24 protein-coding genes are annotated in these 24426 nt (G+C 69.7%); 5 read left to right on the top strand and 19 right to left on the bottom strand.

What is annotated here, in order from left to right; genetic code table 11:
* Window positions 1-4: 4 nt before the first annotated feature.
* From cobO to mqo, 3 genes are read right to left on the bottom strand one after another with little or no spacing between them, the layout of a single operon-like run.
* Entirely contained in the window at window positions 5-622 is a 618-nt protein-coding gene (gene cobO / locus nbrcactino_RS08400; protein WP_161926944.1) for a cob(I)yrinic acid a,c-diamide adenosyltransferase, read from the bottom strand.
* 10 nt (window positions 623-632) lie between these two features.
* On the bottom strand, window positions 633-2594 hold the full coding sequence (locus nbrcactino_RS08395; protein WP_161926943.1) for a VWA domain-containing protein: 1962 nt from the start codon (window positions 2592-2594) through the stop codon (window positions 633-635).
* A 7-nt stretch (window positions 2595-2601) separates the two neighbouring features.
* Entirely contained in the window at window positions 2602-4137 is a 1536-nt protein-coding gene (mqo, locus tag nbrcactino_RS08390) for a malate dehydrogenase (quinone) (RefSeq protein WP_371864509.1), read from the bottom strand.
* Window positions 4138-4217: 80 nt separating this feature from the next.
* Here mqo and nbrcactino_RS08385 point away from each other — a divergent pair, with 80 nt between their 5' ends.
* Window positions 4218-5297 (top strand): alpha/beta hydrolase, encoded by a 1080-nt coding sequence (locus nbrcactino_RS08385; protein ID WP_161926941.1) that lies wholly within the window; start codon window positions 4218-4220, stop codon window positions 5295-5297.
* A 75-nt stretch (window positions 5298-5372) separates the two neighbouring features.
* Here nbrcactino_RS08385 and nbrcactino_RS08380 read toward each other — a convergent pair whose 3' ends face one another.
* The 8 genes from nbrcactino_RS08380 to dxr form a co-directional block, all read right to left on the bottom strand.
* On the bottom strand, window positions 5373-6200 hold the full coding sequence (locus nbrcactino_RS08380; protein WP_161926940.1) for an alpha/beta fold hydrolase: 828 nt from the start codon (window positions 6198-6200) through the stop codon (window positions 5373-5375).
* Window positions 6201-6225: 25 nt separating this feature from the next.
* Complete coding sequence (locus tag nbrcactino_RS08375) at window positions 6226-7743, bottom strand: cobyric acid synthase (protein WP_161927665.1); 1518 nt, start codon at window positions 7741-7743, stop codon at window positions 6226-6228.
* A gap of 23 nt (window positions 7744-7766) precedes the next feature.
* Window positions 7767-8633, bottom strand: coding sequence for a type I methionyl aminopeptidase (gene map, locus nbrcactino_RS08370; protein ID WP_161926939.1), 867 nt, complete (start codon window positions 8631-8633; stop codon window positions 7767-7769).
* Between the two features lie 31 nt (window positions 8634-8664).
* On the bottom strand, window positions 8665-10497 hold the full coding sequence (locus nbrcactino_RS08365; RefSeq protein ID WP_161926938.1) for a penicillin-binding transpeptidase domain-containing protein: 1833 nt from the start codon (window positions 10495-10497) through the stop codon (window positions 8665-8667).
* A gap of 144 nt (window positions 10498-10641) precedes the next feature.
* A complete protein-coding gene (locus nbrcactino_RS08360; protein ID WP_161926937.1) occupies window positions 10642-11475 on the bottom strand; it encodes a GNAT family N-acetyltransferase in 834 nt (277 codons plus the stop codon).
* A gap of 33 nt (window positions 11476-11508) precedes the next feature.
* Window positions 11509-12675: a flavodoxin-dependent (E)-4-hydroxy-3-methylbut-2-enyl-diphosphate synthase gene (ispG, locus tag nbrcactino_RS08355; protein WP_161926936.1), complete on the bottom strand. Its 1167-nt coding sequence runs from the start codon at window positions 12673-12675 to the stop codon at window positions 11509-11511.
* Window positions 12676-12685: 10 nt separating this feature from the next.
* Window positions 12686-13900 carry a M50 family metallopeptidase gene (locus tag nbrcactino_RS08350; RefSeq protein WP_161926935.1) on the bottom strand — a complete coding sequence of 405 codons (1215 nt, stop codon included), beginning with the start codon at window positions 13898-13900 and terminating at the stop codon, window positions 12686-12688.
* On the bottom strand, window positions 13897-15075 hold the full coding sequence (gene dxr, locus nbrcactino_RS08345; RefSeq protein WP_161926934.1) for a 1-deoxy-D-xylulose-5-phosphate reductoisomerase: 1179 nt from the start codon (window positions 15073-15075) through the stop codon (window positions 13897-13899). The genes nbrcactino_RS08350 and dxr overlap by 4 nt, the downstream gene beginning before the upstream one ends.
* 79 nt (window positions 15076-15154) lie before the next feature.
* On the opposite strand from dxr, the gene nbrcactino_RS08340 reads away from it, so the two are divergent.
* A complete protein-coding gene (locus nbrcactino_RS08340) occupies window positions 15155-15424 on the top strand; it encodes a DUF2631 domain-containing protein (protein WP_161926933.1) in 270 nt (89 codons plus the stop codon).
* 16 nt (window positions 15425-15440) lie between these two features.
* Here the strand turns inward: nbrcactino_RS08340 and rlmN are convergent, their stop codons facing one another.
* Window positions 15441-16547: a dual-specificity RNA methyltransferase RlmN gene (gene rlmN / locus nbrcactino_RS08335; RefSeq protein ID WP_161926932.1), complete on the bottom strand. Its 1107-nt coding sequence runs from the start codon at window positions 16545-16547 to the stop codon at window positions 15441-15443.
* Window positions 16548-16777: 230 nt separating this feature from the next.
* Here rlmN and nbrcactino_RS08330 point away from each other — a divergent pair, with 230 nt between their 5' ends.
* Window positions 16778-17410: a hypothetical protein gene (locus tag nbrcactino_RS08330; RefSeq protein ID WP_161926931.1), complete on the top strand. Its 633-nt coding sequence runs from the start codon at window positions 16778-16780 to the stop codon at window positions 17408-17410.
* Here the strand turns inward: nbrcactino_RS08330 and nbrcactino_RS08325 are convergent.
* Window positions 17393-18010 (bottom strand): TetR/AcrR family transcriptional regulator C-terminal domain-containing protein, encoded by a 618-nt coding sequence (locus nbrcactino_RS08325; RefSeq protein WP_161926930.1) that lies wholly within the window; start codon window positions 18008-18010, stop codon window positions 17393-17395. The two genes, nbrcactino_RS08330 and nbrcactino_RS08325, sit on opposite strands and share 18 nt — an antisense overlap.
* Before the next feature lie 181 nt (window positions 18011-18191).
* Between nbrcactino_RS08325 and nbrcactino_RS08320 the strand changes: the two genes are divergently transcribed.
* Window positions 18192-18869, top strand: coding sequence for a hypothetical protein (locus nbrcactino_RS08320; protein ID WP_228460741.1), 678 nt, complete (start codon window positions 18192-18194; stop codon window positions 18867-18869).
* A 12-nt stretch (window positions 18870-18881) separates the two neighbouring features.
* Here the strand turns inward: nbrcactino_RS08320 and nbrcactino_RS08315 are convergent, their stop codons facing one another.
* From nbrcactino_RS08315 to rpsB, 5 genes are all read right to left on the bottom strand, one after another.
* Window positions 18882-19745 (bottom strand): phosphatidate cytidylyltransferase, encoded by an 864-nt coding sequence (locus nbrcactino_RS08315; RefSeq protein WP_161926929.1) that lies wholly within the window; start codon window positions 19743-19745, stop codon window positions 18882-18884.
* A gap of 11 nt (window positions 19746-19756) precedes the next feature.
* Window positions 19757-20314 (bottom strand): ribosome recycling factor, encoded by a 558-nt coding sequence (gene frr, locus nbrcactino_RS08310; protein WP_161926928.1) that lies wholly within the window; start codon window positions 20312-20314, stop codon window positions 19757-19759.
* A 17-nt stretch (window positions 20315-20331) separates the two neighbouring features.
* Entirely contained in the window at window positions 20332-21063 is a 732-nt protein-coding gene (gene pyrH / locus nbrcactino_RS08305) for a UMP kinase (RefSeq protein WP_161926927.1), read from the bottom strand.
* Window positions 21064-21202: 139 nt separating this feature from the next.
* Window positions 21203-22027: a translation elongation factor Ts gene (gene tsf / locus nbrcactino_RS08300; protein WP_161926926.1), complete on the bottom strand. Its 825-nt coding sequence runs from the start codon at window positions 22025-22027 to the stop codon at window positions 21203-21205.
* A gap of 85 nt (window positions 22028-22112) precedes the next feature.
* Complete coding sequence (rpsB, locus tag nbrcactino_RS08295; protein WP_161926925.1) at window positions 22113-22982, bottom strand: 30S ribosomal protein S2; 870 nt, start codon at window positions 22980-22982, stop codon at window positions 22113-22115.
* Between the two features lie 271 nt (window positions 22983-23253).
* On the opposite strand from rpsB, the gene nbrcactino_RS08290 reads away from it, so the two are divergent.
* Window positions 23254-23760 carry a M23 family metallopeptidase gene (locus nbrcactino_RS08290; RefSeq protein WP_161926924.1) on the top strand — a complete coding sequence of 169 codons (507 nt, stop codon included), beginning with the start codon at window positions 23254-23256 and terminating at the stop codon, window positions 23758-23760.
* Here the strand turns inward: nbrcactino_RS08290 and nbrcactino_RS08285 are convergent.
* Window positions 23757-24410 carry a M15 family metallopeptidase gene (locus nbrcactino_RS08285; protein ID WP_161927664.1) on the bottom strand — a complete coding sequence of 218 codons (654 nt, stop codon included), beginning with the start codon at window positions 24408-24410 and terminating at the stop codon, window positions 23757-23759. The genes nbrcactino_RS08290 and nbrcactino_RS08285 overlap by 4 nt on opposite strands.
* Window positions 24411-24426: the final 16 nt, after the last annotated feature.

Raw genomic sequence — 24426 nt, 5'->3', positions numbered from 1 at the left:
GCCACTACCACTCGATCCCCTTCTGCCCCTTGCGCCCGGCATCCATCGGGTGCTTCACCTTGCGCATCTCGGTGACCAGGTCGGCGGCCTCGATCAAGGCCGCCGGGGCACGGCGGCCGGTGATGATCACGTGCTGGCGGCCGGGCCGGTCGCGCAGCGTCGCCACCACCTCGTCGACGTCGATCCAGCCCCAGTCCAGCGGGTAGGTGAACTCGTCGAGGACATAGAAGTCGTGCTCCTGCGCGGCGAGGCGGCGGGCGATCTCCTGCCAACCGTCGCGTGCCGCCTGGGCGTGGTCGTCCTCCCCAGAGTCGTTGGCGCGCAACCACGACCAGCCGCTGCCCATCTTGAACCAGGACACCGGGGCCCCCGCGCCGGTGGACTCGTGCACGTCGCCGAGCGCACTCAGCGCCGCCTCCTCGCCGACGCGCCATTTGGCGCTTTTGACGAACTGGAACACCACTACGTCCAGCCCCGCATTCCAGGCGCGCATGGCCATTCCGAACGCCGCCGTCGACTTGCCCTTGCCGTCCCCGGTGTTGACTCCGAGCAGGGGTGCGTTGCGGCGTTGGCGGGTGGTGAGACCGTCGTCGGGGATGGTCGTCGGGACTCCTTTGGGCATGGCCCCGACGCTACGCCACCGCGGTCCGCGCCGTGCCCAGCGCACCGCGGATCGCCGTCCCGGTGACCTCGGCCATCGGGACGTGCCGACCACCGAGCCGGTGCGCGAGTTCGGCGGCCAATCCGAGGCGGATCATCCCGCGCTCACAGTCGATCACCACCGACTCGATTCCGCTGCGCCGGACCGCCCGCGCCGCGGCGTTCGCCCGCGCCACCGCGTCGGGTCCCGACGTCGCGCGGCCGTCGGTGAGCACGGCGAGCAGCGGGCGCCGACGGGGCTCGCGCACCCGCGCGCGGTCGATCAGTTCGCGCGCGGTCAGCAGGCCCTCGGCCAGCGGGGTGCGCCCGCCGACCCGCAGGTCCGACAGCCGTGACACCGCCAGGTCGACCGATCGGGTCGGCGGCACGACGACCCGCGCCGACGATCCGCGTGCGACCACCACGGCGACGCGGTCGCGGCGCGTGTAGGAATCGCGCAGCAGGGCCACACACGCCTCGGTGAGGGCCCGCAGCCGCTCGCGCGCCGTCATCGAGCCGGACAGGTCGAGGACGAAGACGACGAGGTTGCCCTCGGTCCCCTCGCGCTCGGCACCGCGCAGGTCGTCGACCCGGACCGGACTGCGGCCGGTGGCGCGCCACGCGCCGGATGCGGCCGGGTCGCCGACGAGGCGCTGGGCGGCGGCCAGGGTGGTCCCGAACAGATGGACCGGAGTTCCCGGCCCGAAGTCGACGGCACGGGTGGTGTGGCCGCGCACGCTGCGCGAACGGGATCTGCGCCCGGGATCGCCGTCGCCGATGCCGGAAACCGCCATCGACCGCAACCGGGTCGCCGCAGTGAAGCGCTGCGCGGCGGTACCGAATCGGCGCGCGTCCACGCCCGACTCACCGTCGCCAGAGGATCCCTCGCCCGGGTCCGGCCCGGCGGCGTCACCGTCGGCCGCGCGACCGTCACCGGAGCCTTCAGGACCCGCACCGTCGCCCGACGGTGCCCCACCACCGGGACCGCCATCGGGGTCGGGGTCGGGATCCGGCTCGGCCTCGGCGGCCTCGTCGCCGGCCGCCATCGCCTGTGACATCAGTTCGTCATCGACGCCGCCGGTGTCGAACGGATCGCGCCGACGCCGATGCGGCAGCGCCAACTCGACCGCGACGGCGATGTCGTCTTCGGTGATCGCTTCGCCGCCCCGCCAAGCCGCGTGGGCCGCGGCGGCGCGGGCGACGACAAGGTCGCCGCGCAATCCGTCCACCTGCAGGTGCGCGCAGATTCCGGCGATCCGCCGCAGTTGGGCGGCGGGCAGTTCCACTCGTGCCACCCGCGCCCGGGCAGCCGCGATCCGATCGGCCAGCGTCTGCTCGGCCTCGGCGTAGGAGGCGGCAAACCCGGCCGGATCGGCGTCGAAGGCCATGCGCCGGGACACGACGGCGACCCGGTCGTCGACGTCGGCGGGGGCGGTGACGTCCACCGCCAACCCGAAGCGGTCCAGCAGCTGCGGCCGCAGCTCACCTTCCTCGGGGTTCATCGTGCCGACGAGGACGAAACCGGCGTCCTGGGTGTGCGAGACGCCGTCGCGCTCGACGGTCACCCGGCCCGAGGCGGCCGCGTCGAGGAGCACGTCGACCAGGTGGTCGGCGAGCAGGTTCACCTCATCGATGTAGAGGACCCCGCCGTCGGCCTGGGCCAGCAGTCCGGGGGTGAACACGGCCTCCCCGTCGCGCAGGGCGCGGGTCAGGTCCAGCGACCCGACGACCCGGTCCTCGGTCGCACCGATCGGCAACTCGACGACCCGGGCGGATCCGCCCGGCAGCAGCGGGCCCAGACCGCGGACGACCGTCGTCTTGGCCGTCCCCTTCTCGCCGCGCACGAGGACGCCGCCGATGCCCGGCGCGATGGCCGACAGGATCAGGGCCAGTTTCAGCCGTTCCTGGCCGACGACGGCGCTGAACGGATAGCGGATCACCACCTCGGCCGACATCGTCGTGTTACGCCTTGGCCGACGCCCCGGTGAGTTCGAGGCTCTTCGAGGTCCAGTCCCAGACTTCCTTGAACAGGGTCGGGTTGTCGCTCAGCGGCTTGCCGAAGGACGGGATCATCTCGCCGAGCTTGGGCGCCCAGGCGGTCTCATACAGGTCGCCGAAGCACTTGCTCAGCACGTCCAGCATCGCCGGAACCGCGGTCGACGCACCGGGCGAGGCGCCCAGCAGACCGGCCATCGTCCCATCGGCGGCCGCGACGACGGCGGTGCCGAACTCGAGGGCCCCGGACACGCCGCTGCCGCGGATGACCTGGACGCGCTGGCCGGCGGTGATCGCCTCCCAGTCGTCGCCGAGGGCCTCGGGCACGAAGGCGCGCAGCGTCTCGATCCGGTCGGCGGGACTGGCCGCGAGCTCGCTGATCAGGTACTTGAGCAGGCCGAACTCCTTCGGCGCGATCGAGACCATCGGCAGCAGGTTCGACGGGCGCACCGAGAAGGGAAGGTCGGTGATGGAGCCGTTCTTGAGGAACTTCGGCGACCAACCGGCGTACGGGCCGAACAACAGGCCCTGCTCGTGGTTGATGACGCGGGTGTCCAAGTGGGGCACCGACATCGGGGGTGCGCCGACGGCGGCCTGGCCGTACACCTTGGCGCTGTGCTCGGCGATCAGCTCGGGGTTGGTGCAGCGGAGGAACTCGCCGCTGACCGGGAAGCCGCCGAAGCCCTTGGCCTCCTTGATCCCCGACCGCTGCAGCAGGTGCAGCGCGCCGCCGCCCGCGCCGACGAAGACGAACTTGGCGTTCACCTTGCGCTTCTCGCCGGTGTGCTCGTTGCGGACCGTCACGATCCAGCTGCCGTCGCGCTGCTTGGACAGGTTGGTGACCGAGTGCCCGAAGAACACGTCGGCGCCGCCGCCGACGAAGTTGATCAGCTGCTGGGTCAGCGCACCGAAGTCGACGTCGGTGCCGTCCTCGTACCAGTTCAGCGCGACCGGGGTGTCGTAGTCGCGGCCGGCCGCCATCAACGGCAGGCGCTCGGCGAACTCACCGGGGTCGGTGATGAACTCCATGCCCTCGAACAGGGTCTGGCGCGACAGCCTGTCGTACCGGGTGCGCAGGTAGTCCACACCCTCGGAGCCCTGGGTGTAGCTGACGTGCGGAATGGGGTTGATGAACTCGCTCGGGTTCGTGAGGATCCCCTGGTCCACCGCGTGGGCCCAGAACTGCCGGGACACCTGGAACTGCTCGTTGATCGACAGCGCCTTGTCGATGTTGACGTCGCCGTCAGCCGAGCGCGGCGTGTAGTTCAGCTCGCACAGCGCCGAGTGTCCGGTGCCGGCGTTGTTCCACGGGTCCGAACTCTCCGCGGCCGCCGCGTCGAGCTTCTCGAACAGCGTGATGGACCACGTGGGTTCCAACTGGCGCAGCAGGGCACCGAGCGTGGCGCTCATGATCCCGGCTCCCACCAACACGACGTCTGTCTTGACCACCGATGCAGACACGAACACTCCATTTCTCACGGTTACCCGAACATTGTTCCCCATCGGGAATCCGAAGCCGATACCGGCCGACCTGATTGCGCTTAAACCACATCCGATCGTGACCCCGGCTACGATCGGCAATCGTGACTGAAACCACCGAATGGCAGCCCGACACCGAGCTCGCGGGCTACTCGCAGCGGGTCTTCGAGCTGGGCGCCGACCCCGATGGCGAAGCCCCCGTCAGCGCCACGTTGATCCGGGCCCCCAAATCCCCGCGCACCACCAAGGGCGCGGTGCTCTACATCCACGGGTTCACCGACTATTTCTTCCACGAACCGCTCGCCGATTTCTTCGTCTCCCAAGGCTACCGCTTCTATGCGATCGACCTGCGCAAATGCGGGCGTTCCCGGCGGGACGGCCAGACCGCGCACTACGTCACCGACCTCTCGCTCTACGACGTCGAGCTCGGCCTCGCCGTCGACGTGATCGCCGAAGAGGTCGGGATCGGCGCCGGCGCGGACGATCCGAAGATCATCGTCGGGGCGCATTCCACCGGCGGGCTGATCGCGCCGCTGTGGATCGACCGGCTGCGCCGCCTCGACCCCACCCGCCACAGCCTCATCGGCGGGCTGGTCCTCAACAGCCCGTGGCTCGACCTGCAGGGCCGGGCCGCGATGCGCTCTCCCGCAGTCACCGCGGTCATCCGCAGCGTCGGCATCACGCGCGGTCTGACCGTGCTGCCCCAGGACCTGTCCCCCGCGTACGGCGACAGCATCCACGAGAGCCGCCACGGCGAGTGGAAGTACAACCTGGACTTCAAGCCGCTCGGCGGTTTCCCGGTCACCTTCGGCTGGATCCGGGCGATCCGCAACGGCCACGCGCTGTTGCAGGCCGGGTTGGACATCGCCGTTCCGGCGCTCGTGCTGCGCTCGGACAAGTCCTACTTCGCCAAGCAGTATTCGTCGCGCACCGACCGCGCCGACGCCGTGCTCGACGTGTCGCACATGGCCCGCTGGGCCGGCTGCCTCGGCGGGCGGTTGACGTCCGTGCCGATCCCCGACGCGCGCCACGACGTGTTCCTCTCGCTGCCCTCGGTCCGCGAGCAGGCCTACGCCGAGGTCGAGGCATGGCTGGCCACCGGCTTGCGGCCGCCGACGGCGAAGGCAGCCGCGAAGAAGGCCGCCGCCGCGACGCCGCCGAAGAAGACGGTCGCCCCGACCTGACGCCGACTGGGCCCTCGATCTCGCCGACTGGGCCCTCGATCTCGCCGACTGGGCCCTCGTCGGGCCGAAGCAGGCCTATCGCCCGGCGCCCGCCCGGTCGATGATGGCCGCTGCCAACGCTTCCGGCGCCTTCTCGGGCACCCAGTGATCGACGCCGGACAGCTCGACGAAGCGGTAGTCCGCGTCGACGAACTCCCCGCTGCCCTCCGCCTGTTCGCGACCCAGCGCGGTGTCGCCGTCGCTCCACACCATCGTCGTCGGGATGGTCACCCGGCCACCGCTGAGCTTCTCGGCGATATCGCCGTTGAAGGTCGCGCGGTACCAGTTGAGCGCGGCCGTCAGTGCCCCCGGTTCCTGGAGCGGCGGGACCGCCTCACGCGGGCAGGTCCGGCGCAGCAGCACGGCATTGCGCGCCAACAATTTCTCTTCGGCGCCGTCGGCGATGAAGGCCGCGATGTACGACGACCGTTCGCGCTGATCGCTGCCCGACCGCAACGCCCCGGCGATCGCCGACGAATGCCCGGTGCTCACGGCCACATATCCGGTGAACCTCTCGGGATGGCGGGCGGCAAGCTGCCACCCGAGAATCCCGCCCCAATCGTGCCCGACGAGCAGGCAGCGCTCGACCCCCAGCGCGTCCAGAACCCCCAGGGCATCGCCGACGAGGTGGTCGATGCCGTACGGCTCGACCCCCGCCGGCCGTGCGCCCGGGCTGTAGCCGCGCTGGTCAAACGTGATTGTGTGCAACCCCGCGTCGTGCAACAACCCGACCACGCCGTCGTAGCTGCCGCTGTTGTGGGGGAAGCCGTGCAGCAACAAGACCGGCTCACCGTCGGCCGGGCCACCGACCGCCACGTCGAAAGTGAGGTCGCCAAGGGTGATCTGACTCTTCGTCGTCGTCATGGGTTCACCGTATCGGTGAACGACCTCACGCCGACGGTTCTGCACCCAATGCGTGGGTGATCACCGGCGGATCCTCGTCGCGGCCCTCGATCACCGCGGTGAAGGCCGCACGATCGAGGTGGGCATCGAGCAGGTCGGCGATCACGTCGAACTGCTCGGCGCGCACCGCGGCGAAGGATGCCCCACCGTGCCGGAAGTCGCGCCCGCGCGCCGCCGCCACCCGGGTCAACAGCTCCCGGCGCACCCCGTCGTTCTCCAGGAGGCCGTGCCAATGCGTCCCCCACAGCGCCCCGCGCTCGACGCCCTCACCACCACCGCCGTCGACGATGAGCCACGGCGGTTCGGCGGTCTCTGCGACGACGCCGTGGTGGATTTCGTAGCCGCCCGCCGCTTCGCCCCACACCCGCCCCGCGCTGCGGCGCACCGTCTTCTCCGGCGCGAATCGGATGGTCTGGTCCAGGATCCCCAGGCCGGCCACCACACCGCTGCCCGACTCGACGTCGTCGACAATCGTCGTGGCGAGCATCTGGAACCCGCCGCACACCGCCAGCAGCGGCCCGCCGGCGGCGACGCGATCGCGCAGCGCCCGGTCGATTCCCCGTTCGCGCAACCACCGCAGGTCGTCGACGGTGGCCCGCGTTCCCGGCAGCACGACGAGGTCGGCGGTCCGGACCGTCGCCGAATCGGCGACCCAGGTCACCTCGACGCCCGCTTCGACGGCGAGCGCCTCGACGTCGGTGGTGTTCGACACCCGCGGGAGGCGGATCGCCGCCACCCTCAGGTCGGCCGACGAGTCCCCCGGCCCCGACGACGACGGGCCCAAGCGCATGCCGATCGGCGCCGACAGCGAGTCCTCGGCATCGAGCCACAGTCGCGGTTCATACGGGATCACGCCCAGCGTCGGGCGCCCGGTCAGCTCGGTAACGCGGTCCAGGCCCGGCGCCAACAGCGCCGGATCGCCGCGGAACTTGTTGACGAGGAAGCCGCGGACGCGCCGCTGGTCGTCGGGGTCGAGGATCGCCGTCGTTCCGAACAGGTGCGCCAGTGAACCGCCCCGGTCGATGTCGCTGACGACGACGACCGGCAGCGACGCCGCCGACGCCAAGCCCAGGTTCGCGATGTCGGAGGCGCGCAGGTTGATCTCCGCGATGGACCCCGCCCCCTCGACGATCACCACGTCGAACTCCGCGCGCAGCGACGCCAGGTCCTCGACGACGACGCCGCGCAACCGTTCGCGCCAACTCGCGTAATCGGCGGCACCGACCGTGCCCACCGTCTCGCCCCGCACCACGACGTGGGAGTGGCGGTCGGAGCCCGGTTTGAGCAGGACCGGGTTGTACCGGGTCGACGGCTCCAGCCCGGCCGCGCGGGCCTGCGCGGCCTGGGCGCGGCCGATCTCGCCACCGTCGAGGGTCGCGACCGAGTTGTTCGACATGTTCTGGGCCTTGAACGGCGCCACCCGGACGCCTTCGCGCGCCAACAAACGGCACAGACCCGCGACGATCATCGACTTACCGGCGTCGCTGGTCGTACCGCCGATCATTACCGCGCCGCGCACGCGCGACCTCAGACGTCGTCGGGGAGCGTCAGGACTTCTGCGCCGTCCTCGGTGACCACCAGCGTGTGCTCGAACTGCGCGGTCCACTGCCGGTCCTTGGTGACGACGGTCCAGCCGTCGTCCCAGATCTCGTAGGGCAGGCCGCCGAGGTTGATCATCGGCTCGATGGTGAACACCATGCCGGGTTCCATCACCGTCTCGACGTTCGGCTGGTCGTAATGCAGGACGACGAGGCCGTTGTGGAAGGTCTCGCCGATCCCGTGCCCGGTGAAATCGCGAACCACGTTGTAGCCGAAGCGGTTTGCATACGCCTCGATGACCCGCCCGACGACGTTGAGTTCACGACCGGGCTTGACCGCTTTGATGGCGCGTTCGGTGGCGATTCGGGTCCGTTCGACGAGGTCGGCCGCCTCCTGGGAGACGTTGCCGGCGAGGAAGGTCGCGTTGGTGTCGCCGTGCGCACCGTCGACGTAGGCGGTGACGTCGATGTTGACGATGTCCCCGTCGGCGACCACCGTCGAATCCGGGATGCCGTGGCAGATCACCTCGTTCAACGAGGTGCAGCACGACTTGGGGAAACCCTTGTAGCCCAGCGTCGACGGATAGGCGTCGTGGGCGATCAGATAGTCGTGGACGATGCCGTCGAGCTCGTCGGTGGTGACCCCGGGTGCCACCGCCGCCCCCGCGGCGGCGAGCGCGTTGGCCGCGATCTTGCCTGCGACGCGCACGCGTTCGATGATGTCGGGGGTCTGCACCCACGGTTCGGCGCCTTCTTTGACGGTCTTCTTGTCGACGTACTCGGGCCGGACGATATGGGCGGGCACGGCTCGCCGCGGCGACACGGCGCCGGGGGCCAGTGGGGCGCGAACAGACATGGCGTCCACTGTAGTCCGCGCGACGCTGTCGCTACGGGCGACCGCGCATGCCGTAGCCGGGGGGCAGCGAGTTGAAGAAGTCGCGGGTGACGCCGACGGCGTGCGTCGAATCCCCACCGCCGACGATCAGCGTCGCGAAGGCGAGGTCGCCGCGGTATCCGGCGAACCACGCGTGCGACCCGCCGGCGAACTCCGCCTCACCGGTCTTGGCGAAGATCGGTCCGAGGCCGTTCACCACGGTGCCGGTGCCCTCGGTGACCACCGCGCGCATCATGGGCTTGACCTCGTCGTAGATCTTGGGGTCGACGTGGGGCCGGGGGCCCGACACCGTCGTCTTGCGCCCGCGGATCAGCGTCGGCACCGGTGGAGCGCCGTTGGCGATCGTCGCCGGGACCAAGACCAATCCGAACGGCGACACCAGCACCTTGCCCTGCCCGAACCCGTCTTCACTGCGCGCCACGAGATCCGGGGCGATCGGCACCGAGCCGGACACGTTGGCCAACCCGGGGATGTCGTAGGTGGCACCGAGCCCCATCGCGGCCGCCTGGTTCGCCAGGTCGGAGGGACCCATCCGACTGGCGAGATGGGCGAACGTGGTGTTGCAGGACTGGGCGAACGCGCCTAGGAGCGGGATGTTGCCCAGAGCGAACTTGTCGTAGTTGGGAATCACGCGCGGCCCGATTTGAATCTCCCCCGGGCACGGCACGATCGTCGACGGATGGGCCAGGTTCGCCCGGACCGCGGCGGCCGCCGTCACCATCTTGAACGTCGATCCGGGCGGGAAGAGCCCGGTCGTGGCGATGATGCCGTCGGCGTCGGCGCGTTTGTTCTGGGCGATGGCCAAGATGTTGCCGGTCGACGGTTGGATCACGACCATCGCGATTTTGAACCGGTCGGTGGCGTTGACCGCCCGCTGTGCCGCCATCTGCACCGCGCGCGACAGCGTCAACGTGACGGCGGGTGCGGGCGTGGGCGAATGGTCGACGACGATCCCAGCGGTCAATCCGTTGGGGTTGACGATGTCGACGCGCCAACCCGGTGCGCCGACGGTCTGGTCGCCGATCACCTTGCGGACCTGGGTCAGCAGCGCCGGCGCGAAGCCCGGGTCGGTCGGAAGGAGTTCGGCCTGGTCCGTCGCGACGATTCCCGGGATGGCGAGTCGGTCGCGCAGCTGGTCGAAGTCGCGGTGGCTCAGGCGGATGAGGGAGTACGGCTTCCCGGTCGCGGTCGCGGTCTCGACGATCTGCTGGGCGTTGAGCTTGGGGTCGAAGCGGTGCAACGCGCTGACCGCTGCGGCGACCGACTCGGCCGGCTCGGCACCGGCCCGCTGGGCTGCCTTCGCGTCGAAGGTGATCCCGACGACGGTGCCGTTCGCCATCACCCGAGAGCCGTCGGCCTCGTTCACTTCGGCGCGCGGCGCCTCGATGACGCGGAACTTCAACTGTTGGTCGGCGCCGAGGTCGGGGTGCAGGTCGGTCGGCATCCACCGCACCGACCAGCCGGCGTCGTTGCGGCTGGCGGCGACCTGGGCGGTGTAGCGCCATTCACGGTTGCCCGGCAGTTTCCACGTGTAGGTGACGTCGGCGAGGGCGTTGTCCACCGAGAGGCGGACCTTCCCACTCGAGACGTCGAGCGCCTCCGCCGACAGTCCGCTCCACAGGTCGGCGATGGCCCGCTGGGCCGCGTCGGGGTTACTGGTCTGGGCCGCGGCGCCCTTCGCGTCCCGAGCCGCAATCGAGGAAAGGAACCGGTCGACGGCGCGACGGGGACTGTCCTCCGCCGAGCCGCAGGCCGACAGCGACACGCCCACCAGGGCGGCGACCGTGACCGCCAGAACCCGAGTCTTTGCCTGTGAAGAGATCATCAATGCTGATAGTAAATGTGACGCATGTGATTTCTGGGACGCCACGCTGGCAACGTTTCCGGTTCCTCCCGACACGCTTCGCATTTCCCGACGAAGTCCCGTCGGGAAATGTCGATCGCGTCGGGCGGAACGCGTGTGCGAGGGTCAGTCGATCAGGATCGTCGCGAAGGTCGACACCTGTTCGAAGCCGACGGCCTCGTAGACGCGGCGGGCACCGACGTTGAAGTCGTTGACGTAGAGACTCGGGACACGACCATGCGCACGGATGGCGGAGGCGACCGCAGCGGTCCCACCGCGCCCGATGCCGGCCGAGCGGAACTCCGGATCGACCCACACTCCTTGGATCTGGCCGACCGCGCGCGACATCGCACCGATCTCGGCCTTGAACACGACGCGATCGCCGTCGAAGCGCGCGAACACCCGCTGCGCGTCGATCAGCCCGCCGAGCCGTTGGCGATAGGCGCGGCCGCCGTCGAAAGCACACGGGTCGATCCCGATCTCGCTGGTGAACATCGTCACCGCGGCCGGGAAGTAGCTGTCGAGGTCGGCCCGGGTCACCAGCCGCACCTCCGGATCGTCGGCGACGCGCGGCGGCCCCGACAGCGCCATCATCTGTTGGACCGGGCGGACGTCGCGGGCCGGCCCCCACACGTGTTCCAGCCGGTCCCACAGACCGAGCGCCAGATGCGCCGGCCCGACGATCGACGAACACTCGCGCGGCCGCGCCAGGGCCACCTCGGCGAAGTAGTCGAGGTCGGCGTCGCCGCCCAAGAGTGGAATCAGGTTGGCGCCGGAGAAGCACAGCGAATACTCGGGGTCGTCGGCCGACCACAACTGCCCGCCCAACCACCGCGGTTCGACGCCATAGCACTCCACCCGGGCGGCAACCATGCACATGGCCACCGGATCCTGGTCGAGGGCACGACCGACCGCATGCGCATCAGCAGCCTGCAGCGGCTGTCGGCGCCTGGTCAGCATCGTCAGACATCCTCTCGCGGGCAACGGCCCCTGTCAGCTCACCGTGACGACGGGAGTTCCACTCTCAGTGTCTCCCGACTCCTCGGCGATCCGCAGCGCTTCCTCGATTAACGTCTCGACGATCTGCGACTCGGGGACGGTCTTGATGACCTCGCCCTTGACGAAGATCTGCCCCTTGCCGTTGCCCGACGCGACGCCGAGATCGGCCTCGCGCGCCTCCCCCGGACCGTTCACGACGCAGCCCATCACCGCGACGCGCAGCGGCACCTCCATGCCCTCCAGGCCGGCGGTGACCTCCTCGGCGAGCTTGTAGACGTCGACCTGGGCACGACCGCACGACGGGCAGGACACGATCTCGAGCTTGCGGGGGCGCAGGTTCAGCGACTGCAGGATCACGTCGCCGACCTTGATCTCCTCGGCCGGCGGCGCGGACAGCGACACCCGGATGGTGTCGCCGATCCCCTCCGACAACAGCGCCCCGAAGGCGACGGCGGACTTGATCGTGCCCTGGAAGGCCGGACCGGCCTCGGTGACGCCGAGGTGCAGCGGGTAGTCGCACTGCGCGGCCAACTGCCGATAGGCCTCGACCATGATCACCGGGTCGTTGTGCTTGACCGAGATCTTGATATCGCCGAACCCGTGCTCCTCGAACAGCGACGCCTCCCACAGCGCCGACTCCACGAGTGCCTCGGGGGTGGCCTTGCCGTACTTCTCCATCATCCGCTTGTCCAGCGAGCCGGCGTTGACGCCGATCCGGATGGGGATGCCCGCGGCGCCGGCCGCCTGGGCGACCTCCTTGACGCGACCGTCGAACTCCTTGATGTTGCCGGGGTTCACCCGGACCGCGGCGCAGCCCGCGTCGATGGCGGCGAAGATGTATTTCGGCTGGAAGTGGATGTCGGCAATCACCGGGATGTTGGCCTTGCGGGCGATCTCGGGCAGCGCGTCGGCGTCTTCCTGGCGTGGGCACGCCACGCGCACGATGTCGCACCCCGACGCGGTCAGCTGGGCGATCTGCTGCAGCGTCGCGTTGATGTCGTGGGTCTTGGTCGTCGTCATCGACTGCACCGAGATCGGGCTGTCGCTGCCGACGCCGACGCTGCCGACGCGGATCTGGCGGGTCTTGCGGCGCGGGGCGAGTACCGGCGGCGGGGCGTCGGGCATGCCGAGACCGATGGGGATGGACGATGGGCTGGTCATCTTGGCGTCCTCAGAACAACGTGATCGGATTGATGATGTCGGCGGTCAGGGTGAGCACCATGAACACGCCCATGATCGCGACGACGGCATAGGTCAGCGGCATCAGCTTCATGTAGTCGACCGGGCCGGCGGCGGTCTTGCCGAACCGGCGCCGCAGCAGGTCGCGGACCTTCTCGTACCCGACGACGGCCATGTGCCCGCCGTCGAGCGGGAGCAGTGGCACCAGGTTGAACAGGCCCAAGAAGAAGTTGATGCTGATCAGCAGACCGAGGAACAACTCCCACACGCCGCGCTCGACGGCGTCGCCGCCGATCACCGACGCGCCCCAGACGCTGATCGGGGTGTCCGGGGAACGCTCGCCGCCGGTGACGGCCGTCCACAGCGCGCCGATCTTGGTCGGCAGCGACAGCAGGGCGTCCCAGGTCATCTCGAACATCTGCCCGGTGAAGGCCACCGACGCGGGGATCGCCGACAGCACGTTGTACTTGACCGGCGCCGGCGGTGCCGGGTACTTCAGGCCGACCATATTGCGGTGTTCGGTGGTCGTCGTCCCGTTGGGGCCGGGTCCGGTGATGGTGACCGGCGTCGGCGTCACCGACAGGTTGACCACCTGACCGGCGCGGTCGACGGTGAGGGCGACCGGCCCGGTGGACGCGGCCAAAGCCTTGGACAGCTCGCCGGCCGTGCTGATGGCGGCGCCGTTGACCGCGGTGATGCGGTCGCCGGCCTTCAGCCCGGCGTCGGCCGCCGGACCGCTGCCGACGCAGGGCACGGCGTTCTCCCCCTTCTCGTTGAGCTGGGGGGCGACGCAGAACGTCGATGCGACGACGGCCGGCGTGGGCTTGAGATCGGGCAGCCCCCACCCGACGGCGAGCACCATGATCAGCAGGAAGCCGAGGATGAAGTTCTGCATCGGGCCGGCAGCCAGCACGACGAGGCGCTTCCACGGCTTCTGCTTGTACATCGCCCGCGGCGCCTCGGCATCGCTCAGCTCGTCGTACGGGGTCATGCCGGCGATGTCGCAGAACCCGCCGGCCGGGATGGCCTTGAAGCCGTATTCGGTCTCGCCGCGGCGGGTCGACCAGAGGGTGGGGCCGAAGCCGACGAAATAGCGGCGCACCTTCATCCCGGTGGCCTGCGCGGCCCACATGTGGCCGCACTCGTGCCAGGCCACCGACAGCACCAATGCGATCGCGAATGCCGCGACCCCGAGGGCAAAGCTCACTGGTTCAACTCCGTTGCTCCCACCACCTCGGCGGCCCGGGCGCGGGCCCACCGATCGGCGGCGTATACCTCCTCCACACTACCCGGCCGGGCCCGCCATTCGTCGGCCGCGGACAGCACCTCGACGATGGTCGCGACGATGCGGTCGAAGCGCAGACCGCCGTCGAGGAAGGCCTGCGCGGCCACCTCGTTGGCCGCGTTGTAGACCGCGGTCAGACTCCCCCCGGCCCGGCCTGCATCGCGCGCGACCGCGATCGCCGGGAACACCTCGTCGTCGACGGGTTCGAACGTCCACTGCGAGGCGGTGGCGAAATCGCACGCCGCCGAGGAGCCGGGAACGCGGTCGGGCCAGCCGAGGGCGAGCGCGATGGGCAGCTTCATGGACGGCGGCGAGGCCTTGGCGATGGTGGCCCCGTCGATGAACGTCACCATCGAGTGCACGATCGACTGCGGGTGCACGGTCACGTCGATGCGGTCGTAGGGCACGTCGAACAGCAGGTGCGCCTCGATGACCTCGAGGGCCTTGTTCACCAGGGTGGCGGAATTCAGGGTGATCATCGGCCCCATTGACCAGGTCGGATGCCGACCGGCCTGTTCCGGGGTGACGTCGCGCAGCTGGGCCGCCGACCACCCGCGGAAGGGGCCGCCCGACGCGGTGAGCACCAGTCGGTCGACCTCCGACGCACTGCCGCCGCGCAGGCACTGGGCGATGGCCGAGTGCTCGGAGTCCACCGGGACGATCTGCCCCGGCGCGGCCGCATCCATCACCAGCGAACCGCCCGCCACCAATGACTCTTTGTTCGCCAACGCCAGCCGGGCGCCCGACCGCAACACCGCCAGGCTCGGCGCGAGGCCGCGCGCGCCGACGACGGCGTTGAGGACGATGTCGGCCGGGACGGCCTCGACGAGGTCGACCATCGCGTCGGATCCGGCGTGCACCCCGGCCCCGAGCTCGGCGACGACCTCGGCCGCCGCACCCTCGTCGGCCACCGCGATCGCCGACGCCGGCACGCCGAAGCCGCGCGCCTGCGTGATCAAAGTCGCAGTGTTGGCACCCCCGGCGCCCAGCCCGACGACGGTGAACCGGTCGGGGTGCTCGGCGATCACCTCCAGGGCCTGGGTGCCGATCGACCCGGTTGAGCCGAGAATCAGTACGCGCGTGGTCACGTCCGACATTCTCCCCCATCGCCGGTCATCGGCCGCACGCCGGTTAGAATGATCCGCATCCAGCCCGCACCGTCGAAGGAGTCGTCAAGTGGCTAGCACCGAGGTCGATCACCCCACCGTTGACACCGGTTGGGTCCGCGAGCCCGTCGAGGCCCCGTCGGCACGTTTCGGATGGCACGGATTCGGCCGCAAGACCGGCGCGATCGCCGGTTGGATCGTCGTGATCGCCCTGCTGGGCATGACCATCGGCAACCACACCGGCAAGATCGAGGACATCTTCCTCGTCGGCATCGCGATCGTCGTGGCCTTCCTGCTGCTGCGCAACACGATTTGGCCGGCGCGCAGCCGGGCTCGCTGATTCCGAGCGCTACCGCTCAGCGGTCTTCGGCGGCGAGCTGACCGCACGCCGCCGCAATCTCCTGCCCGCGCGTGTCGCGGACCGTGCAGGAGACGCCCTGCGCCCGCACCCGGGCGACGAACTCCCGTTCCACCGGCTTGGGGCTGGCGTCCCACTCCGATCCCGGCGTCGGGTTCAGCGGAATCAGGTTGACGTGCACCAGCGACCCCAGGGCGTCGCGCAGCTTGGCACCGAGCATGTCCGCGCGCCACGGTTGGTCGTTGACGTCGCGGATCAGCGCGTATTCGATGGACACCCGCCGCCCGGTGGTGTCGGCGTAGTAGCGCGCCGCTGCCAGCACCTCGGCCACCGACCACCGGTTGTTGACCGGGACCAGCGTGTCGCGCAGCTCGTCGTCGGGGGTGTGCAACGACACCGCGAGGGTCACCGAGAGTCCCTCGTCGGCGAGCCGCTTGATCGCCGGGGCGAGGCCGACGGTCGAAACGGTGACCGAGCGCGCCGAGATGCCGAGCCCCTGCGGCGCCGGCGAAATGATCTTGCGCACCGCGTCGACGACCCGCTTGTAGTTCGCCAGCGGCTCCCCCATGCCCATGAACACGACGTTGGACAACCGGCCCGGCTCGCCGAATTCCCCGTCGCGCAGAGTGCGCGCCGCGGAGCGCACCTGGTCGACGATCTCGGCGGTGGAGAGGTTGCGGTCGAGCCCGCCCTGACCGGTCGCGCAGAACGGGCAGGCCATCCCACAGCCGGCCTGCGACGAGATGCACAGCGTATTGCGCTCCGGGTAACGCATCAGCACGCTCTCCAAGAGGGTACCGTCGTGCAGGCGCCACAGCGTTTTGCGCGTGGTGTGGTCGTCGGTGTCGATCGTGCGGACCGGCGCCATCAACGACGGGAACAGCTGCTCGCCGACGTCGTCGCGGATTGCCGCGGGCAGGTCGGTCATCTCCGCGACGTCGGCGGACAACCGGGCGTAGTAATGGTTGGCCAATTGTTTGGCGCGGAATTTGGGCAGCCCGAGCCGCTCGACTGCGGCAGCGGCCTCCTCCGGCGACAGATCGGCGAAATGGGTGGGCGGCTTGCCGCGCTTGGGCGCGTCGAACACCAGCGGCAAGGAAGTCATGGGGTCTATTCTCCCACGACGGACGGTGTTCCCACGAACTCCGCCGCGCGACCGACACGCCCGGGCGCTATTGTCGTCTTCTGATCACCACCGCTTCACTGGGGGAACCTATGGCCGCACCGATCCCGCCGGGGATACCCGCTCCGCAGCCGCCCACCGGGCCCGTGTCACCGCCCACCGGGCCCGTATCACCGCCCACCGGGCCCGTACAACCGCCCACCGGCCCCTCGGTGGTGCCCCACGCCCACCCGGGACAGCCTTACCCGCCTCAGCCTTATCCCGGACAGCCCTATCCGCCCCAGTACGCCGGCGTTCCGCCCAAGCCGCCGCTGAAGAATGCCGGCCTGGTCCGGGCGCTCGGCGCGGTCCCGATCGTCGGATGGTTCGCGATCATCGTCTTCGGGTTCGCGACCTTCACCAACGTCACCGCCAAGAGCACCGGCGGCGTGTCGACCTTCAACGGCTTCGGGCACTGGACCGAGCAGGGCGAAGGTCTGCCGCTGCACCACGGTGCGCACGCCATGACCCTTGGCGGGGTCTACCCGACGCTGGCGCTGCTGCTCCCGGCGCTGATCGTCGCACTGCTCATCGTGTTCGCCGTGGCACCCCGCGCAATGGCCATCATCAACATCGTCGTCAGTGTGCTGGCGACGCTGATGGCCCTGCTCTTCATCGTGCGGCCCGACTTCACCACGATCACCTTCGACTCTCGGTCCAGCGACTACGTCGACTCGCACTACAGCTTCAGCGCCGGCCCGTCGGCCTACCTCACGCTGGTCGTGTGCCTGCTCATCCTCGGGGCCAGCATTGCCACGGCCGTCCTCGGGGGGCGCGCCAAGCCGGCCTCAGCGCCGCTGGGATAGGCAGCGGATCAGCAGATCGAGCTGCTCGTCGAACCGTTGTTGGGCCGGGCGGAACCCGTAGTGCCCGGCGGCGACGGCCAGCGGGTAGTCCTCGCCCACGGCGTCGTCGCGCTGGGCCAACGAGTAGCGCGACCCGTCGGCGCGCTCCTGCTCCTCGATGACGAACCCGACGACGAAGGCGGTCACCACGTCGTAGGCGTCGACGATCCGCTCGAGCGAGACGCCCTGTGAAATCCATCTGCGCAGGCCCGCTTCTTGGCCCCGCAGGACCGCCGGGTCGTTGATCCGCGTGCCCGAGAACGTCCGGGCGCCGTCGCGGTGCGCCAGGTACTCCTCGCGCGCGGCGACCGCGTAGCCGCGCAGGGCAGCCTCGAACCCCTCGCCGCTGTTGGGTACCGCCCGGGTGGCGATGCGGCGGGCGATCTCGGTGCCCATCTCGTCGAGCAGCGCCTGCTTCGAGTCCACGTGCCAATACAGCGCCGGCGCCTTGACCCCCAGCCTCGCGGCCAGTGCCCGGACGGTCAGGCCCTCGATCCCGTCGGCGTCGAGCAGGCCGAAGGCCGCTTCGACGATGCTCTCCCGGGTCAGTTTCGCACCCACCTTGACACTTTAACATTGTTAGAGAACGCTGGTAGTAGCCCTTAACATAGTCAAATTCCTGAAGGAATCATGAAAGCCGCAGTCATCGCCGGCCCCGACGCCGCGCCCGTCTACACCGACTTCGACGATCCGGTCGCGGCCGACGGACAGCACACCGGCGGGGAGCTCGATCCCGAACGGGATGGGAACGGCGAAGTGGGCCGATCCACTCGCCGTCGCCGCCGGGTGCAACCCCGGGCTGGCCTCGTGGGGACCGCTGCGCGCCCGTCGCGACGCGCTCGCCGAGTCCGGGTCGGGGCTGGGCCGAGTGCTCATCCTCGGTGCGACCGGTATGGCCGGGCGGCTGGCGGTGGCCAACGCGGCGGCCCTCGGCGCCGACACCGTCGTCGCCGTCGGGCGCAACACCGACGCATTGGCCGAGTTGGCGGCGCGGGGCGACTCGGTGCGCACCGTCGCACTGAGCGGGACCGCCGACGACGCGGCCGCGATCGCCTCCTCGTTGGCCGACGGGCCGCCGACCACGGTCCTCGACTTCGTCTGGGGGCCGGTCGCCGAGCGGACCTTCACCGCACTCGCACCGATCGTCGGCGACGCCGAAGTCGTCCACATCCAGATCGGCGAGGGCGCGGGGACGACGGCGGCCGTCCCCGGCGCGCTGCTGCGCGGATGCCGCTATCTGTTGCGCGGCAGCGGGATCGGCAGTGTCGACCCGGCATCGCTGTTCGCGTCGGTCGCCGAATTCATCGAGATGATCGCCAGCGGAGCGGTGGCGATCGACTACCGTTCCTACCCGTTGTCACAGGTGGGCACGGCCTGGGCCGCGACCGGTCCGCACCGCGCCGTCGTCGTGCCCGGGTAGCCCGGTGAAACGTTAGAGAAGCGCCGAGAGCACGGCCCACACGATGAAGGCCGACGGCAGCAGGGAGTCCAGACGGTCCATGATCCCGCCGTGACCGGGCAACAGCGTGCCCATGTCCTTGATCGCCAGATCACGTTTGACCTGGGATTCGACGAGGTCGCCCAGGGTCGCACAGACCACGAGCACAGCGCCGAGGATGACGCCGATCCACCAGTGGCTGTCCAGCAGGAACACCACGCAGCACACCGCGCCGATGATGCCGAAGGTGAGGGAGCCGCCCATCCCCTCCCACGACTTCTTCGGACTGATTGCGGGCACCATCGGGTGCCGGCCGAACAGCACGCCGGCGGCGTACCCCCCGATGTCGGAGCAGACCACCACGATCATCAGGGTGAAGACCCGCTGCGCGCCGCGGTCGTCGAGCACCATCGCGGCACCGAAGGAGGCCAGGACCGGGATCCACACCAAGACCAGGACCGAGGCCGCGAGGTCCTTGAGGTATCCGACGGGCGCGGCCGAGAGTCCTTGGCTCAACAACCGCCAGACCATGACCACCAGCACCGTCGCGACCAGGGCGACGAGCACCGCGCCCGGATCACCGTTCCAATGCCACGACGAGACCATGATGGCCGCGGTACCGGCGAGAATCGGGATCACCGGGACGTCGAACCCGCCCTCGCGCAACCGCTTCACGACCTCCCAGGAGGCCACCAGCATCGCGACGCCGACGACCAGGTACCACCATTCGGACGCCAACAGGAGCACGGCGATGACCAGACCGCCGAGGAAGACGCCGACGGCGATCGCGGCGGGAAGGTTGCGGCCGGCCTTCGACGGCTTGGTGCCGTCGACGGGGGCGGTGGGCGGATTCGTCATCGGGATGTCGCTCAAACCTCGAGCAGCTCGTCTTCCTTGTTCTTCACCACGTCGTCGACCTGGGCCACGTAGGACGAGGTGGTCTTGTCGAGCTCCTTCTCGGCGCGGGTGACCTCGTCCTCGCCGGCTTCGCCGTCCTTCTGGATGCGCTTGAGTTCGTCGACCGCCTTGCGCCGCACGTTGCGGATGGCGACCTTGGCGTCCTCCCCCTTGGCCTTGGCCTGCTTGACCAACTCCTTGCGGCGGTCCTCGGTCAGCTGCGGGACCGACACGCGGATGAGGTTTCCGTCGTTGGTCGGGTTGACGCCCAGGTCGGAGTTGCGGATCGCATTCTCGATGTCGCCGAGCGAGGACTGCTCGTACGGCTTGATGACGACCAGGCGCGCCTCTGGTGTGCTGATGCTGGCGACCTGCGTGACCGGCGTCGGCGAGCCGTAGTAGTCGATGACGACCCGGTTGAACATCGACGGATTCGCCCGTCCGGTACGGATCGAGGCCATGTCGTCCTTCGCCTTGGCGACGGCCTTCTCCATCCGTTCCTCGGCGTCGAGCAGCGCTTCGTCAATCATGGGTATCTACGTTTCTCCTAGGTCGTGACGAGGGTGCCGATGCGCTCGCCGGCAATGGCGCGCGCAATGTTTCCCTCAGTCAACAGATTGAACACCAACATCGGCATCTTGTTGTCCATACAGAGGCTGAACGCGGTCGCGTCGGCGACTTTGAGCTCTTTGTCGAGGACGTCGCGGTGGCTGATCTCGGTGAACATCGTCGCGTCGGGGTCTTCGCGGGGGTCCGCGGTGTAGACGCCGTCGACGGCCTTGGCCATCAAGACCACCTCGGCCTTGATCTCCAGCGCCCGCTGGGCGGCGGTGGTGTCGGTCGAGAAGTAGGGCATGCCCATACCGGCGCCGAAGATGACCACGCGTCCCTTCTCCAGGTGGCGCACCGCGCGCAACGGCAGGTAGGGCTCGGCCACCTGGCCCATCGTGATCGCCGTTTGGACGCGCGTGGTCACGCCGCGCTTCTCCAGGAAGTCTTGCAGCGCCAGGCAGTTCATGACGGTGCCGAGCATGCCCATGTAGTCCGAACGCGCGCGGTCCAACCCGCGCTGTTGCAGTTCGGCGCCGCGGAAGAAGTTGCCACCGCCGATGACGACGGCGATCTGCGCACCGTCGCGCACGACCTCGGCGATCTGGTCGGCCACCGCGGCCACCACGTCGGGGTCGAGTCCGACCTCCCCACCACCGAACATCTCGCCGCCGAGCTTCAACAGGACGCGCTTGTAACCGCGCCGAGCAGTGCCGTCCGACCCCGTCATCTCACTCCTCGCCTCATGTGGTTCGCGTGCCCCGTTCCCGTTCGCAGACACACTCGTTCCATCTTAGGGTGCACGCCAGTGGGCCCCGCCCCCGACCTGTCGGACGGGAGGCGGGGCCCACGTGGTCATTGCAGTCCGGTTAGGACTGGCCCACCTCGAAGCGGGTGAAGGCCTTCACGCTGACGCCGGCGTCGCTGAGAATCGCACCGACGGTCTTCTTGGAGTCGGTGACCGACGGCTGGTCGATCAGGACGACGTCCTTGAAGTAGCCGGTGAGACGGCCTTCGACGATCTTGGGCAGCGCCTGCTCGGGCTTGCCCTCCTCGCGAGCGGTCTGCTCGGCGATGCGTCGCTCGTTGGCCTGGACGTCCTCGGGGACCTCGTCGCGGCTGGTGTAGCGAGCCTTCAGTGCGGCGACCTGCATGGCGGCACCGCGGGCGGCCTCCGCCGCGGCATCGCCCTCACCGGTGTAGGACACCAACACACCCACGGCCGGCGGCAGGTCCGACGCGCGCTTGTGCAGGTAGGTCGCGACCGGGCCGTCGTAGTAGACGACGCGGCGCAGTTCGAGCTTCTCGCCGATCTTGGCCGACAGGGCCGCAATGGCGTCAGCCACGGTGCCCTCGCCCAGCTTGGCGGCCTTGAGCTCCTCGACATCGCTGGTCTTGGCGGCCAGCGCGGCGTCGAGGACCTGGTCGGCCAGGGCCTGGAACTCGTCGTTCTTGGCGACGAAGTCGGTCTCGCTGTTGAGCTCGATCATCGCACCGTCGCGGGCGGCGACGAGACCCTCGGCCGTGGAGCGCTCGGCGCGCTTGCCGACGTCCTTGGCGCCCTTGATGCGCAGTTCCTCGACGGCCTTGTCGAAGTCGCCGTCGTTGTTGGCCAGGGCGTTCTTGCAATCGAGCATGCCCGAGCCGGTGAGCTCACGAAGCCGCTTGACGTCGGCTGCGGTGTAGTTCGCCATGGGTGGCGAGCCTCCTTATCGGATTGGCTGGTTGGTGTGGTGTCCGCGGGCCCCCGCGACCCTTCGGCCGCGGGTGCCGCAGTGACTACTCGGCGGCCGGAGCCTCGGCGGCGGGCGCCTCGGTGGCCGGGGCGTCGGTGGCCTTGGCCTCGTCGGCGGCAGCGGTCTCGGTCGAGGCGGTTGCCTCGGCGAGCAGTTCCTGCTCCCACTCGGCGAGCGGCTCGCCGGCACCGGCGGCCTCCGGCTTGTCGTCGCCGGCGGACTGGCCGGCACGCGCCTGCACGCCCTCGGCCACGGCCGATGCGATGACGCGGGTCAGCAGCGCGGCGCTGCGGATGGCGTCGTCGTTGCCCGGGATCGGGTAGTCGACGAGATCGGGATCGCAGTTGGTGTCGAGGATCGCGATGACCGGGATGTTCAGCTTGCGGGCCTCGCCGACGGCGATGTGCTCCTTGTTGGTGTCGACGACCCAGATGGCCGACGGGACCTTGGCCATGTCGCGGATACCGCCGAGCGTGCGCTCCAGCTTGTTCTTCTCGCGGGTCAGCATCAAGATTTCCTTCTTGGTGCGGCCCTCGAAGCCACCGGTCTGCTCCATGGTCTCGAGCTCCTTCAGGCGCTGCAGGCGCTTGTGGACGGTCGAGAAGTTGGTGAGCATGCCGCCCAGCCAGCGCTGGTTGACGTAGGGCATGCCGACGCGGGTCGCCTCTTCGGCGATCGATTCCTGCGCCTGCTTCTTGGTGCCGACGAAGAGGACGGTGCCGCCGTGGGCCACGGTCTCCTTGACGAACTCGTAGGCGCTATCGATGTAGGTCAGCGTCTGCTGCAAATCGATGATGTAGATGCCGTTGCGGTCGGTGAAGATGAATCGCTTCATCTTCGGGTTCCACCGGCGGGTCTGATGCCCGAAATGTGCACCGCTGTCCAGCAGCTGCTTCATGGTCACGACAGCCATCGTCGAGACTCCCATTCTGTTGCAGTTGTCATCACCCGCCCGGTTTGGCGGGAGATCCTGATGCTTGCCGCGGTGGCGGACCCGAGTGCTCGGGACTGCCCGCACCGCGCCGACCAGCGAAGATCGGTAGCGAGCATGCGAAGTCACGTCATCTTCGGCAAAGCGGAGACGAAGTGCGTCATCAAGTCTAACGGCGCAGGTCGGCGCCACCAAATCGGTTCCGCGGCACCCCTCGCGGGAACCGCACCGCATCCCGCTGCGTCCAAGTCGTATGACCCGATTCGCGATCGCCGCCGCAGGCGTGCTCGTCACGCTCTCCTCGTCTGCCCCGCGCGCCGGTGCGGCGCCGGGCTACGACTGGCCGCGGCAACCGCGGCCACGGGTGGTCACCGCCTACGACCCGCCGGCGCAGCGCTGGTTGTCCGGACACCGCGGTGTCGACCTGGCCGGCGACGACGGGCAGCCGGTGCTGGCCGCCGGGGCCGGCACGGTGGTTTTCGCGGGCCGGGTGGGCGGCAAGCCGGTGGTGTCCATCCGACACTCCCCCGTGCTGTGGACCACCTACGAGCCGGTGCAGCCGCGGGTGAGGGCGGGCGACGCCGTCGTCCGCGGCACCGTCCTCGGCCTTCTGCAATCCGGCCACGAGGGATGCCCGGTCACCGCCTGCCTGCATTGGGGTGCGCGGACCGGGTCGGGCCCGCATGCGGGCTACCGCAACCCGCTGGGCCTCGTCGGCGCGCTGCGGGTGCGGCTGTACCCGGTGCCCGACGGGCGTTAGTCCACCGGCGCGTGCAGGTGCGGGCGCGGGGTCCCCGATCCGGGTCCGTCGTAGTGCCACCACTCGCCGGCGTACTGGGCGAGGCCGCCGGACTCCATCGCCCGTCGCAGGGTGGCCCGGTTGCGTTGGGCGGCGGCACCGATCCCCGTCGCCCCGGCATGCGAGGCGGGGGTGAAGTCATCGAATCCGGTGCCCATGTCGAGTCGGCGGCCGTCGCGGCCGGCCAGGGTGACGTCGACCGAGCGGCCCGCTTCGTGACTGGTCGCCATCGGGCCCGGACGCGCCACCCAGGCGGCATTCGGCACGACCTGCCACATCTTCACCTGCGCCGAGTGCGGCCGATAGCAGTCCCAAAACACCAGGCGCAAACCCTTGCCGCGCAACCGATTCGCCGCGGTGGCCAATCCGGGCGCCATCGAGTTGTGCACCAGACACCGCGCCCCGCGCGGATAGAGCCGCACCTTGGTGAAGTTGTCCGCCGTGGCGTAGCGCAGATCGATCAGGGCGTCCGGCACCGCGGTCGCGACGTCGACGAGACCGTCGGCGGCGGCTGTCGGCCCCACCGGGGGAACCGCGTGCGTCGGTGCGGAAAGCCCGACAGTGGCGACGGTGGCGACAGTGGCGGCGGTACCGACGACGACCCCGCAGATGCGCTTGCTGATCACG

Origin of the sequence: Gordonia crocea (genome assembly GCF_009932435.1) — a bacterium.
Taxonomy (GTDB): domain Bacteria; phylum Actinomycetota; class Actinomycetes; order Mycobacteriales; family Mycobacteriaceae; genus Gordonia; species Gordonia crocea.
This window is presented reverse-complemented; position numbering and strand designations above follow the sequence as displayed.